At 32.7% G+C, this 15,425-nt stretch carries 10 protein-coding genes; 9 read left to right on the top strand and 1 reads right to left on the bottom strand.

The genetic code is table 11. The features are described 5' to 3' along the window. Window positions 1-3 precede the first annotated feature (3 nt). The 7 genes from efp to HAV12_RS12425 all read left to right on the top strand — a co-directional run bounded on the left by efp (window position 4) and on the right by HAV12_RS12425 (window position 8,595). Window positions 4-570 (top strand): elongation factor P, encoded by a 567-nt coding sequence (gene efp, locus HAV12_RS12455; protein ID WP_171569943.1) that lies wholly within the window; start codon window positions 4-6, stop codon window positions 568-570. Window positions 571-705: 135 nt separating this feature from the next. After that, window positions 706-1,635 (top strand): UDP-3-O-(3-hydroxymyristoyl)glucosamine N-acyltransferase, encoded by a 930-nt coding sequence (locus tag HAV12_RS12450; protein WP_171569942.1) that lies wholly within the window; start codon window positions 706-708, stop codon window positions 1,633-1,635. 124 nt (window positions 1,636-1,759) lie between these two features. Beyond that, window positions 1,760-1,999, top strand: a complete 240-nt coding sequence (locus HAV12_RS12445) for a hypothetical protein (RefSeq protein WP_238698731.1) — start codon at window positions 1,760-1,762, stop codon at window positions 1,997-1,999. Window positions 2,000-2,083: 84 nt separating this feature from the next. Next, on the top strand, window positions 2,084-2,956 hold the full coding sequence (gene sucD / locus HAV12_RS12440; protein WP_132036834.1) for a succinate--CoA ligase subunit alpha: 873 nt from the start codon (window positions 2,084-2,086) through the stop codon (window positions 2,954-2,956). A gap of 170 nt (window positions 2,957-3,126) precedes the next feature. After that, the gene (locus HAV12_RS12435; RefSeq protein WP_132036833.1) at window positions 3,127-3,555 is read left to right on the top strand and encodes a hypothetical protein; all 429 of its coding nucleotides are present in this window, start codon (window positions 3,127-3,129) and stop codon (window positions 3,553-3,555) included. A gap of 125 nt (window positions 3,556-3,680) precedes the next feature. Beyond that, window positions 3,681-6,224: a T9SS type A sorting domain-containing protein gene (locus HAV12_RS12430; RefSeq protein ID WP_171569941.1), complete on the top strand. Its 2,544-nt coding sequence runs from the start codon at window positions 3,681-3,683 to the stop codon at window positions 6,222-6,224. 10 nt (window positions 6,225-6,234) lie between these two features. Continuing rightward, entirely contained in the window at window positions 6,235-8,595 is a 2,361-nt protein-coding gene (locus tag HAV12_RS12425; RefSeq protein ID WP_171569940.1) for a T9SS type A sorting domain-containing protein, read from the top strand. Window positions 8,596-8,660: 65 nt separating this feature from the next. On the opposite strand, the gene HAV12_RS12420 is transcribed toward HAV12_RS12425, so the two are convergent. Further along, window positions 8,661-11,765: a choice-of-anchor L domain-containing protein gene (locus HAV12_RS12420; protein ID WP_171569939.1), complete on the bottom strand. Its 3,105-nt coding sequence runs from the start codon at window positions 11,763-11,765 to the stop codon at window positions 8,661-8,663. Window positions 11,766-11,914: 149 nt separating this feature from the next. Between HAV12_RS12420 and HAV12_RS12415 the strand changes: the two genes are divergently transcribed. Together HAV12_RS12415 and HAV12_RS12410 are read left to right on the top strand one after the other, a co-directional pair. Next, complete coding sequence (locus HAV12_RS12415) at window positions 11,915-14,518, top strand: T9SS type A sorting domain-containing protein (protein WP_171571679.1); 2,604 nt, start codon at window positions 11,915-11,917, stop codon at window positions 14,516-14,518. A 253-nt stretch (window positions 14,519-14,771) separates the two neighbouring features. Continuing rightward, the gene (locus HAV12_RS12410; RefSeq protein WP_171569938.1) at window positions 14,772-15,383 is read left to right on the top strand and encodes an RNA polymerase sigma factor; all 612 of its coding nucleotides are present in this window, start codon (window positions 14,772-14,774) and stop codon (window positions 15,381-15,383) included. Window positions 15,384-15,425: the final 42 nt, after the last annotated feature.

Below are 15,425 nucleotides of genomic sequence, written 5' to 3'. Positions count from 1 at the left end.
ACAATGGCATCTACATCAGATATTAGAAACGGATTGTGTATTAAATTCAATCACGACATTTATAAAATCGTCGAATTTCTTCACGTAAAACCTGGAAAAGGTCCTGCTTTCGTAAGAACAAAATTAAGAAGTTTAACTACAGGAAGAGTATTAGATATTACATTTTCTGCTGGACATAAAATAGAAGATGTACGTGTAGAAACGCACAATTATCAATTTTTATATGCTGAAGGAGACGAGTTTCATTTTATGAATACAGAATCTTTCGAGCAAATTTCTTTGAATAAAAATATTCTGGATGCTCCGGGTTTATTGAAAGAAGGGACAAGTGTAATGGTTCAGGTAAATACTGAAACTGATTTGCCTTTATCAGTAGATATGCCATCTTCTGTAATTCTTGAAGTTACATATGCTGAACCGGGAGTTAAAGGAAATACAGCTACAAATGCTACTAAATCTGCTACAGTAGAAACTGGTGCAAATGTAAACGTTCCGTTGTTCATTAACGAAGGTGATAAAATTAAAATCGATACTGCTTCAGGGAATTACATGGAGCGTGTAAAAGAGTAGTTTTTTAATTGGATAATTTGTCAATGAGTCAATTAGAAAATTGATGCTTAAGCAGAAATTGAGTACATTTATTTTCTAATTGACACATTTCTAATTGACACATTTTCTAATTGACAAATTTTCTAATTATAAAATATGAAATTTCCAAAGATTCATTCTTTACAAGAAATTGCAAATTTGCTTGAATGCGAATTTATAGGCGACCAAAACTTTCCAGTTTCCGGCATGAACGAAATACATGTTGTTGAAGCGGGAGATATTGTTTTTGTTGACCATCCCAAGTATTATGACAAAGCTTTACAATCGGCTGCGACTATCGTCTTAATCAATAAGAAAGTAGATTGCCCGGAAGGTAAAGCTCTTTTAATTTCTGATGATCCTTTCAGAGATTTTAATACCCTGACGAAACATTTTAAGCCTTTTCAATTTGCTAATGTAGCCGTTTCCGCTTCTGCAGTTATTGGTGAAGGAACTGTTATTCAGCCGAATAGTTTTATTGGTAATCATGTACAAATTGGAAAAAACTGTTTGATTCATTCCAACGTTTCCATTTATGACCATACTGTGATTGGTGATAATGTAATTATTCACGCCGGAACTATTTTAGGAGCTGATGCTTTTTATTATAAAAAACGTCCCGGTGGTTTCGATCAGCTGATATCAGGAGGAAGGGTTGTAATTGAAGATAATGTTGGCATTGGTGCACTTTGTACTATTGACAAAGGCGTTACCGGAGATACCACTGTCGGAGAAGGAACAAAACTGGACAATCAGGTACATGTTGGACATGATACTGTTATCGGAAAAAAATGTTTAATTGCTTCACAAACGGGTATTGCCGGCTGTGTTGTGATTGAAGATGAAGTAACGATTTGGGGACAAGTGGGTACAACAAGCGGTATTACGATAGGAGCGAAGGCTGTTATTATGGGACAAACAGGAGTTACAAAATCGGTTGAAGGAGGAAAATCTTATTTTGGAACCCCAATCGAAGAATCAAGAGAAAAATTAAAACAACTGGCCAATATCAAAAAGATTCCTGAAATTCTAAATAAATTGAAGTGATATGTCTATAAAAGAATTTGTTCAAAAGTTTTATAAGTCGGATGCCTTGATTGACAGCGAAATCATGAAAGCCTATTTACATCCTGAAGTTATACTGGAATGGAATAGTACGAAGGGGTTAATTATGCTCGACAACGACTCCATGTTGGCTATGGCTAATGAATTAAGTCGTGCCTATGTGCGTTCAAAAGTCAGAATCAGTCATATTATTGCCGAAGATGATTTAGTATCCATACGGTATTCTCACTACGTTAAGACCATTGAAAATCCGAGAGAAGAAATGTTGTTAGCTCATTTCTCTACCATTTGGCAGATTAAAGACGATAAATTATATCGCGGTTATCAAATGAGTCAATTTTCTTGATTTTTTTGATGACAAAAAGGTTAAAATACATTACAAAACCTTATTTTTGCATCACAATTTTAAAAACTACATAAAATATATATCATGAGTGTTTTAGTTAATAAAGATTCCAAAATAATTGTTCAAGGATTTACAGGTAGCGAAGGAACTTTCCACGCTTCTCAAATGATTGAGTACGGTACTAATGTTGTTGGTGGTGTTACACCTGGAAAAGGGGGAACAACCCATTTAGACCGTCCGGTTTTTAATACAGTAAAAGATGCTGTAGATCAGGCCGGAGCTGATACTTCTATCATTTTTGTTCCGCCTGCTTTTGCTGCTGATGCAATTATGGAAGCTGCTGATGCCGGAATTAAAGTAATTATTGCTATTACAGAAGGAATTCCTGTAGCAGATATGATTAAAGCAAATAATTATGTAAAAGAAAGAAATTCCAGATTAATCGGACCAAACTGCCCTGGTGTAATAACTCCGGGAGAAGCTAAAGTTGGTATTATGCCAGGTTTCGTTTTCAAAAAAGGAACAGTTGGTATCGTTTCCAAATCAGGAACTTTAACTTACGAAGCTGCTGACCAGGTTGTAAAACAAGGTTTAGGAATTACTACAGCTATCGGTATTGGTGGAGATCCAATTATTGGAACTACAACTAAAGAAGCTGTTGAATTATTAATGAACGATCCTGAGACTGAAATTATCATCATGATTGGTGAAATCGGAGGTCAATTAGAAGCTGATGCTGCTAAATGGGTAAGAGCTGATGGTAACCGTAAACCAGTTGTTGGTTTTATCGCCGGAGAAACTGCTCCTGCTGGTAGAACAATGGGTCACGCAGGTGCTATTGTTGGTGGTTCTGATGATACAGCTGCTGCTAAAAAACAAATTATGAGAGACAACGGAATTCACGTTGTTGATTCACCAGCTGAAATTGGTAAAAAAGTAAAAGAAGTATTGGGTTAATTTCCAGTGTTTTAAATAACAAATTCCAAAAGCTCCGTCTTGTTGAATAAATAAGATGGAGCTTTTTCTTCGTTTATGTTGTTTAAAAAATTTAAATAAACACTTAGAAACTTAGTTCCTCAGTCCCGATAGCTATCGGGATAGAACCTTAGTGATAAAACAAAAGAAATATGTACAAAGAATTAGAAAAATTTAAAGTAAGCAATAGTTTTACTTTTACGGTTGAAGATAGTTTAGAACAAACTTGTAATGCTCCGGAAGCGGGTGCGGGAATTTTTGTTGTCTATGCTGTTGAAGGTGATGCAAAAGAATTAATCATGGTAGGTTCTACAGGAACTGTTCAGAACGATGGAACTTTAAAAAGTAAAAACGGTGGTTTATACGATAAAATCGTAAACGGACAACAGTTTGCTAAAACAGGAAGAAAATATTCCTGGCCTGCACAAATGAAATTAGAAGAGATTACCGCACTTGAAGTGGTTTGGTATGAAACTTTTACTGCTGAAGTAAAAGGAATTCCAACTACTGTTGAAGGACAGGTTTTGCAAAATTTCTTAGATGAAAATGGTAAATTGCCAAGATGGAATGTTGCTTTCTAAGTAATCCTTTTTTCAAATACAAATTATTAAAAGTCTTGCTAATATTTAGTAAGGCTTTTTTTATTTAGCACTAGGTTTTGATTTTTTGGCTTTATATATTTATGGCCTAAAAATAAAATTAAAATATGATAAAAAACTACTTATTACTTATAGCTCTTTGCTTTTTTTCGTTAACAATAAATGCCCAGATAATTAATTTTTCTGATGTAAATTTTAAGCAAAAATTATTAATGTCTGATATTTATAATAGTCTTGCTAGAGATAGTAATGGAGAAAATATCAAAATAGATCAAAATAATAATAATGAAATTGAGCAAAGTGAAGCTTTAAGGGTTTGTTATTTAAATATTTCGTGTTCAGGCTGCTCCGATTTAAGTAAAATTACTGACTTTTCTGATATATATCATTTTACTAATATTGAAGATTTAGATTGTTCTTATAATAAAATTTCTCATGTTGATGTTAGTTATTTAAAGAAACTAAAAAAGTTAAATTTTATATATAACGAGACAGTTGATGCTCAAGTTTCTAATTTAGTGAATTTAGAATATTTAGCAGGATCTCAAAATAATTTGCAAAATATTAATTTAGAAGGATTAACAAGTTTAAAAGTTTTAAGTCTTGCAAATAATCAACTTAAAAGTTTGAATTTTAATAATTTAATTAATTTAAAAGAGGTTACATGTTCTAATAATCAAATTGTTTCTTTTGATATTTCTGGTATAAATAATATAGAAAAGCTTGATTTAGAAACTAACAAAATAACTGTTTTAAATTTGCCTGACTCACCTAAACTAAATCGGTTAATTTGTGGTGGAAACAAGTTGTCTTATTTAGATTTGACTAAAACAAGAAATTTAGTAAGTTTAATGTGTAGTGGGAATAATTTAACCAACTTGGATTTGAAAGGTTTAAAAATTGAAAGCTTACGCTGTGTTGGAAATAATTTAACAAATCTGGATTTAAAAGGTATTGAAACAATTAAATATCTTTCCTGTGGGATGAATAAATTTACTACTCTTGATTTGAATGATCAAGTTAATCTATTTGAATTAGATTGTACTTATTCGCTTTTGACAGAGTTGAATTTGAATAATTGTAAAAAATTAGAAGTCCTTTCGTCTAGTTTCAGTAATGAATTAACAGCAATTTATATTAAAAATGATTATTTTTCTTATTCATATTATTTTGGTGCCAATCCAAAGTTAAAATACATTTGTACTTCTGAAGCACTTATTGATCACTATCACAATCTTTTAAAAGACCGCGTATCATATGTTGAAGTTAACTCCTATTGCTCCTTTAATCCCGGAGGAATATATTACACTATAGCGGGAAATCAAAAGTATGACTCAGATAATAATAGTTGCGATATTTCAGATAGTAAATTTCCAAATTTAAATTTCCAAATTACTGATGGAACAAATTCAGGAACAATAATTTCTGATGTTTCGGGTAATTATTCAATTCCTGTAGGTGAAGGAACTCATACCATAACACCAATTCTGGAAAACCCAAACTATTATGAAGTTTCTCCAGAATCTTTAGTAGTAACTTTCCCAACACAAACAAGTCCGTTTACTCAAAACTTTTGCGTTACGCCGAAAGGGGAGCATCAGGATTTAGAGATTACTATTTTATCGACAATTCCGGCGAGGCCCGGCTTCGATGCCACTTATAAAATTGTTTATAAAAATAAAGCAAATAAAACGGTATCAGGTTCTGTTACACTTGATTTTAATGACGCTGTTTTGGATTATGTAGCTGCCAGCCCGTCCATTACCAATCAAACGACCAATAAATTGGTTTGGGATTATACCAACTTAAAAGCTTTAGAGACACGCGAAATTAATGTAACCCTGAATGTTAATTCGCCAATGGAAACTCCTGCTGTAAATATAAATGATCGCTTGAGCTTTAACGCTTTAATTACTCCTGTAACAGGTGATGAAAAACCGGTTGATAATTCTTTTGCATTACGTCAGACTGTCGTGGGTTCTTTTGATCCAAACGATAAAACATGCCTTGAAGGTGATGTGATTACACCTGAATTAATTGGGGAATATGTGCATTATTTAATTCGTTTCGAAAATACCGGCACTTATCCTGCAGAAAATATTGTTGTAAAAGATATGATCGATTTATCAAAGTTTGATATTTCGACATTAGTTCCCACAAGTGCGAGTCATTCTTATACAACCAAAATTTCAGAAGGAAATAAGGTAGAATTTATATTCGAAAAAATAGATCTTCCATTTAATGACGCATATAATGACGGATATATCGCTTTTAAAATTAAAACTTTGCCGACTTTAAAAACAGGGGATTCGTTTACCAATGAAGCCAATATTTATTTCGATTATAACTTTCCAATTTTAACCAACAAAGCAACTTCTACTTTTAAAACTCTAGGAATACAGGATTTTGAGTTTTCGAAGTATTTCAATATTTATCCGAATCCGGTAAAAGATGTTCTAAGCATTTCTATAAAAAATGATGCCACTATTAAATCAATTTCGGTTTATGATGTATTGGGACAATTGGTTATTGCAGTTCCAAATGCTGCAGATGTTTCCACAATAGATGTTTCAAAATTAAGAACAGGTAATTATATTTTGAAGATAAAAACTGATAACGGAACTTCTGGTGTGAAGTTTATTAAATTATAAATTTATTTTGATGAAAAGAGAATACATTACGGTACTAATGTTATTTATTATTACTACTGTTATTAAAGCACAGGTTATTAGTGTTTCAGATGTTACTTTTAAGGCACGATTATTAAAATCAAGTTATACCAGCAATATTGCAAAAGGAATTGATGGCAGTCCAATTAAGATTGATCTGAATAATAATGGAACAATTGAATTAAGCGAAGCATTAAATGTATATGAGTTAGACATAACCCAACCATTTTTTGATCAAAATTATATTACAGATTTGAATGGCATTAATAATTTTAGTAATCTTAAAAGTTTAAATTTTAACGGTAACAAAGTGGTTAGTTTTGATTTGACAGGGTTAACAAAATTAAAAGAAATTACTTGCAGCAATAATCTATTAACGAATCTGGATTTGAGTTACTTAACAGAATTAAAAGCCATTGATTGCAATTATAATCAAATTAATAATATTGTAATTAAAGGATTTAAAGATTTAACTTTATTGAGTTGTGCTTTTAATAAATTAAAAAATATTGATACTTCTTTATTGACTAAATTAGAAATTTTATATGTTGACTCAAATCTGATTACTTCTATAGATATATCAAATAATGTTAATCTAACATCCTTTTCATGTAGTTTTAATCAACTTTCAAGTCTTGATCTATCCCATTTAAAAAAATTGGAACACCTGATTTTTGGTGAAAATAAATTAACTAAATTGGATATATCGGCTCAAAAAAATCTTATTGATATTCAGGGAGCCATCAATCAATTAACATCAATTGATCTTAGCAATGTTAAACCCGGAGCATTTATTGAGCTTAGAAAAAATAACTTTAAATATGTTTTTATGAAAAATGGATTTTTAGACAATTCCACAATGATATTAGAAGATAATCCGAATTTGACTTATATATGCTGTGATGAGAACGAGATCGAAAATATAAAATTGCAATTAGGATATTTAGGCTATACTAATTGTTCGGTGAGTTCCTATTGTTCGTTTAATCCTGGCGGGGTTTATTATATTATAGAAGGAAACCAAAAGTTTGATGCCAATAGCGATGGTTGTGATGCATCAGATTCTAAATTTCCTAATTTAAATTTTAGCATCAGTAATGGAACGATCAAAGGAAATATAATTTCGGATGCTTCAGGAAATTTCAGGATTCCAGTAAAAGAAGGTACGCACACCATAACGCCAATTCTGGAAAATTCAAATTATTTTGCAGTTTCTCCAGCGTCAGCAACCATAACTTTTCCTGCGAATACAAGTTCGTTCAGTCAAAATTTTTGCATTACTCCAAAAGGTGATTTTCAGGATTTAGAAATTACTATTTTGTCATTTCTTCCGGCGAGACCCGGCTTTGATGCGACTTATAAAATTGTTTATAAAAATAAAACTAATAAAACGGCATCAGGTTCTGTAAGTCTTGATTTTAATGATGCTGTTTTGGATTATGTATCTTCATTTCCGAATATAACAAATCAAACTAGTAATAAATTAGTTTGGAATTATACTGATTTAGAACCTTTTGAGGTCAGAGAAATTTCAGTAACCCTAAATGTTAATTCACCAATGGAAACTCCTGCGGTAAATATCAATGACCGCTTGAGTTTTAACGCTCTAATTACTCCTGTAACGGGAGATGAAAAACCGGTAGACAATTCTTTTGCATTACGTCAGACAGTCGTAGGTTCTTTTGATCCAAACGATAAAACGTGTTTAGAAGGTGATGTAATTACACCTGAATTAATTGGAGAATATGTTCATTACCAGATTCGTTTCGAAAATACAGGAACCTATCCGGCAGAAAATATTGTTGTAAAAGATATGATCGATTTATCAAAGTTTGATATTTCGACATTAGTTCCAATAAGTGCGAGTCATTCTTATACAACCAAAATTTCGGAGGGAAACAGGGTAGAATTTATCTTCGAAAAAATAAATCTTCCATTTGATGACGCACATAATGACGGATATATCGCTTTTAAAATCAAAACTTTACCAACTTTAAAAACAGGGGATTCGTTTACCAATGAAGCCAATATCTATTTCGATTATAATTTTCCGATTCTCACCAACAAAGCAACTTCTACCTTTAAAACTCTAGGAACACAGGATTTTGAGTTTTCGAAGTATTTTAATATTTATCCAAACCCGGTAAAAGATGTTTTAAACATTATTTCTATAAAAAATGATCCCACTATTAAATCAATTGCGGTTTATGATGTATTGGGACAATTGGTTATCGCAGTTCCAAATGCTGTCGATGTTTCCACAATAGATGTTTCAAAATTAAGAACGGGTAATTATTTCCTGAAAGTTAAAACCGATAAAGGAACTTCAAGCTCGAAGTTCATTAAATTTTAATAGAACTCTAAATGCATAAAAAAGGAGCCTGAAAATTTCAGGCTCCTTTTTTATGTGCAATAATTTTATCTCTTTAAAGTAAAATGAGATTTAAATTCTTTTTCAATTTTGTCTTCGGTGAAAATTATTTTAAACCAGTAATCAGTTGCAGGCATTTGGTATCCGTTGTATGTTCCGTCCCATCCTAAAACTTTAGAATTGAGTTGCTTTAACAATTTTCCATAACGGTCAAATATAAAAATCCGATCATTTTGTATTCCATCAAAACCAATAATATTCCAGGTATCATTATGGGCATCACCATTTGGCGTAAAGAATTTAGGATATCCTATTACTATAATTTCTTTAGTTAGATTAGTGCATCCATTTACGCTTCTAACCGCTATGCTATGTTTTCCGGAAGACACATCCGTAAATTGATTTGAAAATTGAAAATCGGAGTTGTCGATTTGATATTCAAAAATTCCTGAAGCATTTTTTACATTGATCGTTACAGTTGAATTTTCGGAAAAGGATTCAGATTGTACGATTGTTATTTCGCCGGAATCAGTTTTAGTACTTGTCACTATCGCTTCTGCAATATCTGAAATACAATTGGTGTTTTTATCGATTGCAATTACAGCGTAATGGCCCGTTTCTTTTGCTTCTAATGTACTACCATTTTGATTTTCGATTTTATTTGCTTCCAAAAACCATTCAAAATTATACAATGAATTATTTAACTGTGTATCTAAAAGATAGGGTTGAATAAGAGTATTTGTTGCGTTTTCAATACAAATTTTTCCATCCTCAATTTTCGGTTGTGGCTTAGGGTAAACGATAACGGTAAATTTTTCTGATGCGGCACATTGGCCATTATTTGGAGTAAAAGTATATTCGGTAGTGTTAAGGTTGTCTATCGCCGGTAACCAGGTTCCTGCAATTCCATTATTTGATTGTACCGGAAGCATAATAATTTCTCCTTCACAAATTGGTGCGATAGTGGTAAATAGTGGAATTGTCTTTGGATTTACGCTTACGGTTAATTTTGCAGTAGTGCTGCATTGCCCTGAATTTGGGGTAAACGTGTATTCAGTCGTTGTTGAATTGTTTATTGCGGGAGTCCATGTTCCGCGAATTCCGTTGTCTGATTGTGAAGGAAGTACAATTGTTTCGCCTTCACAAATTGGAGCAATCGCGGTAAATACAGGGCTGGTTTTCGGGATTATAGTTACATTTAATTTAGTTGTAGCAGCACATTCTCCTAAATTTGGAACAAAAGTATATTCTGTTGTCGTTATATTATTTATGGCAGGAGTCCAGGTTCCGGTGATCCCATTATTGGATTGGGCCGGAAGAACAATAGTTTCTCCTTCGCAAATTGGTGCAACGGCAGTAAATACCGGAACTGTCTTTAGATTTATAGCGACAGTTAATTTAGTAGTAGTGGCGCATTGTCCGGAATTGGGCGTAAAGGTGTACTCTGTAGTTGTTAAATTATTAACCGCAGGACTCCATGTTCCCGGTATACCATTAATTGATTGTAATGGAAGTATAAAATTCCCACCTTCACAAATGGCATTAATCGGGGCAAAGCTGGGTAGGGTTCTTTCAAGTATAACTATAGAACCAGTAACGGATGCATTGGTACCGCATCCTCCGGAGGTCGTAATGGTGAAATTATATGTTCCCGATGAAGTTGCCGTTCCGCTAATGGTAAATACATTCCCAACTAAAGTTCCTGTTACGCCATCTGGCAGACTTCCTGAAGTTATAGAAGCAGTTGTCGCTCCACCGCCAATCGTATAACTCATATCAGAAACAATTGTATCTGCACAAGTTTGCTGGGAAGTTGGCCCCTGACTATTAGTGATCGTGGGTGTTAATACACAAGTGTCCAATATACAGGAAATTGAGTTTGGACCAAAACATTCTGCAGGTGTTCCTACAGGAGTAACAGTTATTGTAACCGTTTCGCCATGAGGTACATTTTGCACCGTATAAGAATATGCTTTACCAAGAAATCCGACATCTACAATGGCGTTAGTTCCAATTTTATAGGCCACAGAAAATTCTGCATATCCTAAAGCTAACCAATCAAAAGTAATTGAGTTTGCTGTTTTTGTTCCACAGTAAAGATACGGCTCCATGACAGTACTAAATTGTATTTTTATTTCGTCAGAAACAGGGCATCCTATTCCGATCGGAGTTGCTTTTACACCATAATTACCCGATTGATTTACTGTAATTTCAGGACCTGTCTGAAGTGGAATCACGACTCCGTTAAATGTCCATTCATGCACAACGGAAGCGTCCAGTCCTGTTTTTAAAGTATAATTTGTTGCGGAACAAATTTGTAAATCTTCGCCTAAATTAATTCCCGATGAACTAAAACTTGCACCTTCTATAAATACAGCCGAGTCATAATTATTATCAAGAACATTCGCAATTGCGAGTTTTATATGATAGGTCTGTCCACATTGAACATCAGAAACGGCCTGAATAACTTTAGTAAATCCATCATATTGTATAGTGGTACCACTATCGTTATTTACATAATATTGACAATATTCACAGGGGCCGTTATTGGAATTGCCGTTATTTAAATTATTAATTGAAACAGGTAACGATGTTGTTGGAATTAAGGCAATATTTTTTGCATTTCCCGAATATGGTCCTGTTATTCCGGGTCCGGCAATAAAAAATCCAAAATTATCGTTATAGGAATCATTTACAAATTCCGGATATTCATCAGATGCAAAAACAAAATTAAAAGTCAGCTTATTTCCAACGGGAACAAAATCAAATTCAAGGACAGCTGCATTCTGTATGGGCTGATTATTAGTTAGAATTGATAAGTCGGGATCTCCCTGAACCGGATTAGAGGTAGGTAAAGTTGCCTGTCCCTGATCATTTGGGCCTTTAGCTATAATTGCATTTCCGGTACTTAAAATTAAACCTTTATTGATGCCAATGTTTGTTGTTGCGCCATTATCAAATACGGCAATCTGATCACTTATTGTAGCAGCAGCCGATCCGTTAAACTTAATGTTTGAAATATTGATTCCTTGTCCAAGTAATATGTTTTGAGCTAATTGTTGTGGAGTTAAGGTTGAATTATCAATAACCAACTGTGCTTTTGCAAGGTTTGCAGTTAGTACTATGAGAAGCACAAAAAGTGTTTTTTTCATTTATAATTTTAAGGGAATCAGATTACAGAAGCAAATATAATTAACGAAATGAACACATTTTAGTTTTCTTAATAAATTCGTAATAAAATATTTTGGCAAGAATTACTTTGTTACTTAAAATGCTATATTTACTTCTTCAAAAACATCTTATGAAGAAAAACTACTTTTTTTTATTTACCTTTTTTTTATTGGTTAAAGTAAACGCGCAAGTGATTGAATTTAAGGATTCTAATTTTAAAACAAGATTAATTCAGGCCAATACTTCCAATGCAATTGCAAAAGACTTACAAGGAAATTATTGTAAAATTGATTTGAATGGAGATTATGAAATACAAGTATCAGAAGCACAAAATGTAAGCTCACTGAACTTGAGTAATTCTCTAATTTCCGACTTAGCAGAAATAGAAAATTTTACCCAATTAAATGATCTGGATCTAAGTAATGAAGGAGGTGTTTATTATAATGATATAAAAAGTCTAAATATTAGTGCGCTTACTAAACTTCAATATTTTAATTGCAAGGCAAATTATAATCTGAAAAATCTAGATTTTACAGGCTGCACTAATCTTACCTCATTAAATTGCAGTTCTACTAATTTTGGAGTTTTAGATTTAAGAAGTTTTACAAAACTAGAGACTGTTGAAGCAGACAGCGCTTACTTAACCTTATTAGATGTAAGCGGCTTAGTAAAATTAAAGACCTTATTTGCAAGTGGTAATTTATTCACTGCCTTAGATTTAACGACCTGCAAAGATTTAAAAGAGGTTGTTATGAGCACAGGTGGATTAATATCCTTAGATGTAAGCGGTTTAGCAAAACTCGAAAAAATAAATGTCTATAATAATAAATTAACCTCGTTAAAAATTTCTGGCTGTAACAGCTTATTTCACGTAGATGCCTGGATTAATAAATTGGCAGCATTAGATGCCTCAAATTTAAAAAGTCTGACCTATTTAGATGTAAATTACAATGAACTCCAAATACTGAATCTTCAAAATTCAAACAGTCTCGAAAATGTAAGCTGTAATAATAATAAACTAAGCGCCCTTGACGTAAATGAGTTACTTAATCTTAAAGGATTATACTGTAATTACAATAATTTAACTTCTATTGAAGTAGATAAATTAAAAAAGCTTGAATGGCTTACAATCAGTTTTAATAAAATAGAAAATTTAGATATCAGTTCTTGTCCGTTATTAGCTAATATACATATAGACAATAATAACCTTCTGTTTGTAAATCAAAAAAATGGAATCAGGAAATACAACTATCAATATTACAGCAATGACAATTTAAAATATATATGTTGTAATGAGGACGAGCTTGACTTCTTGTTTCCAGGTTATGGTGCGCCATATCCTTTTTCTGTAAATACCTATTGTTCCTTTACTCCGGGTGGTGTTTTTTATACTTTAAAGGGGACTAATAAGTTTGACAGTAATAATAATGGCTGTGACGAATCTGATATTAAGCTGCCTAATTTAAAATATAAAATTACGGATGGAGTAAAATCTTCCAATATTATAGCAAACTCTTCCGGAAATTATGAATTACAAGTAGGAGATGGAACTCATACCATAAGTCCTGTTATTGAAAACCCGGCTTATTTTAAAGTTTCGCCTGAATCAATTTCAATTACCTTTCCGGGAGCTGCAAGCCCGTTTGTTCAAAATTTCTGTGTCACTCCCAATGGGGATCATCAGGATTTAGAGGTAACTCTTTTGCCATTAATTCCCGCACGACCAGGGTTTGATGCTACTTATAAATTAGTTTATAGAAACAAAGGAAACCAGGTAAAATCAGGTTCAGTTTTACTTGATTTTAATGATGGAGTCTTAGATTTTAAATCGGCTGTTCCTCAAATCACAAGTCAGCTGCCAAACAAATTGGTTTGGGAGTATGAAAACTTGCAGCCTTTTGAAAGCAGAGAAATTTTAGTTACCCTAAATGTCAATTCGCCAATGGAAACTCCTGCGGTAAATATTAATGACAGATTGAGTTTTAATACCTTAATCCTGCCAATCGCGGATGATGAAAAACCGGTCGACAACTCTTTTGCGCTGCGCCAAACCGTTGTAGGATCTTATGATCCCAATGATAAAACATGTCTGGAAGGTGATGTCATCAAACCAGAACTAATAGGAGAGTATGTTCATTATTTAATTCGTTTTGAAAATGCAGGAACCTATCCTGCTGAAAATATCGTGGTAAAAGACCTGATTGATGTATTAAAGTTTGATCTTTCGACTTTGGTTCCCACTGGCGCAAGTCATTCTTATATCACTAAGATTTCAGGTGAAAATAAAGTCGAATTTATCTTCGAAAAAATAAATCTGCCTTTTGACAATGCTAATAATGATGGTTATATTGCCTTTAAAATTAAAACTTTGCCGACTTTAAAAACAGGGGACTCCTTTACTAATGAAGCGAATATTTATTTTGATTATAATTTCCCGATTTTAACCAACAAGGCAACGTCAACTTTTAAAACTTTAGGTACTCCGGATTTTGAATTTTCAAAGTACTTCAGTATTTATCCAAATCCGGTTAAAGATGTTTTAAATATTGCTTCGAAGAACAATTTAGAAATAGGAGCATTGGCCGTTTATGATATTTTGGGACAATTAGTTATTGCTGTTCCCAATGCCCATGCTACTTCTTCAATTGATGTTTCAAATTTAAGAACAGGCAATTATATTTTAAAAGTAAAAACAGACAAAGGAAGTTCGGCTGTAAAATTTATTAAAAAATAATGCTGCTAATTTATGTTATAAAATCTGACATTTTTAAATAATAATAATTTTAACATTCGCTCAGGCAGCCCGCTAAATCAACAAAAGAGACAGTTTTCCAGGTTAGGAAACTGTCTCTTTTGTGTAAAAAAATTGGTTTTATATATTTGCTTTTATATATTTATCGCACAAATACAAAGAATAATGTTAAAAAACTGTATTCTCTGTATTAAGTGAAAATATCTTTTTTAAGAATTCTGCGCCAAAAAAAATTATGAAAATCACAACTGTACAAAACGCTTTTGATGATATTACGCTGTGGAATAACATGAGGGAAAGTGATGAAAAATCCTTTTCGACGTTATTTGAAAAGTATTTTAGTGATTTAGTGAGCTATGGCAATTCACTGTCACCGTATCCGGAAAAAGTACAGGATTGTGTACAGGAAGTTTTTATCGATCTCTGGAAATATAGAAAAACACTGCAAAGTTCTGTCGTTGTAAAAGCCTACTTATTATCAAGTGTTCGTAAAAGAATTGCCCGTTTGCACGAAAGAGATCATATTTTTAGAAAGTCTACCAGTACCGATTCTATCGCTTTTCGTTTGGAATTTTCGGTAGAACACGAGCTTATAGACGATGATGATTATGCAACAAAAGAAAAAGTTGCCCATTTGAATAATTTACTGAATGATCTGCCACCGAGACAAAAAGAAGCGCTGTATCTTAAGTACCATCAGGGTCTGACGGTAGAGCAAATCGCCGATATGCTGGAAGTAAATTATCAGTCGGCAAGTAATTTGTTGTACCGTGGTTTACTGACGCTTCGTAAAGAATGGAAAGGTACTTTATCCTTAATTACACTATTATCTTCAGGTACTTTTTAATTTTTTTTAAAAAAGAATAAAAAAAATCACAATTTGGTGAGT

The sequence above is a fragment of the Flavobacterium sp. CLA17 genome (genome assembly GCF_013112255.2).
Classification (GTDB): Bacteria; Bacteroidota; Bacteroidia; order Flavobacteriales; family Flavobacteriaceae; genus Flavobacterium; species Flavobacterium circumlabens.
Note: the sequence above shows the minus strand (reverse complement) of the source record. Positions and strands in the feature narration are given on the sequence as shown.

Excerpts from the sequence above, each read along its gene's own strand:
- HAV12_RS12435 (WP_132036833.1), top strand. The coding sequence starts at position 3,127 with ATGTACAAAGAATTAGAAAAATTTAAAGTAAGCAATAGTTTTACTTTT.
- HAV12_RS12450 (WP_171569942.1), top strand. The coding sequence starts at position 706 with ATGAAATTTCCAAAGATTCATTCTTTACAAGAAATTGCAAATTTGCTT.
- HAV12_RS12420 (WP_171569939.1), bottom strand. The coding sequence starts at position 11,765 with ATGAAAAAAACACTTTTTGTGCTTCTCATAGTACTAACTGCAAACCTT.
- HAV12_RS12410 (WP_171569938.1), top strand. The coding sequence starts at position 14,772 with ATGAAAATCACAACTGTACAAAACGCTTTTGATGATATTACGCTGTGG.
- HAV12_RS12430 (WP_171569941.1), top strand. The coding sequence starts at position 3,681 with ATGATAAAAAACTACTTATTACTTATAGCTCTTTGCTTTTTTTCGTTA.
- sucD (WP_132036834.1), top strand. The coding sequence starts at position 2,084 with ATGAGTGTTTTAGTTAATAAAGATTCCAAAATAATTGTTCAAGGATTT.
- HAV12_RS12425 (WP_171569940.1), top strand. The coding sequence starts at position 6,235 with ATGAAAAGAGAATACATTACGGTACTAATGTTATTTATTATTACTACT.
- HAV12_RS12415 (WP_171571679.1), top strand. The coding sequence starts at position 11,915 with ATGAAGAAAAACTACTTTTTTTTATTTACCTTTTTTTTATTGGTTAAA.
- efp (WP_171569943.1), top strand. The coding sequence starts at position 4 with ATGGCATCTACATCAGATATTAGAAACGGATTGTGTATTAAATTCAAT.
- HAV12_RS12445 (WP_238698731.1), top strand. The coding sequence starts at position 1,760 with ATGCTCGACAACGACTCCATGTTGGCTATGGCTAATGAATTAAGTCGT.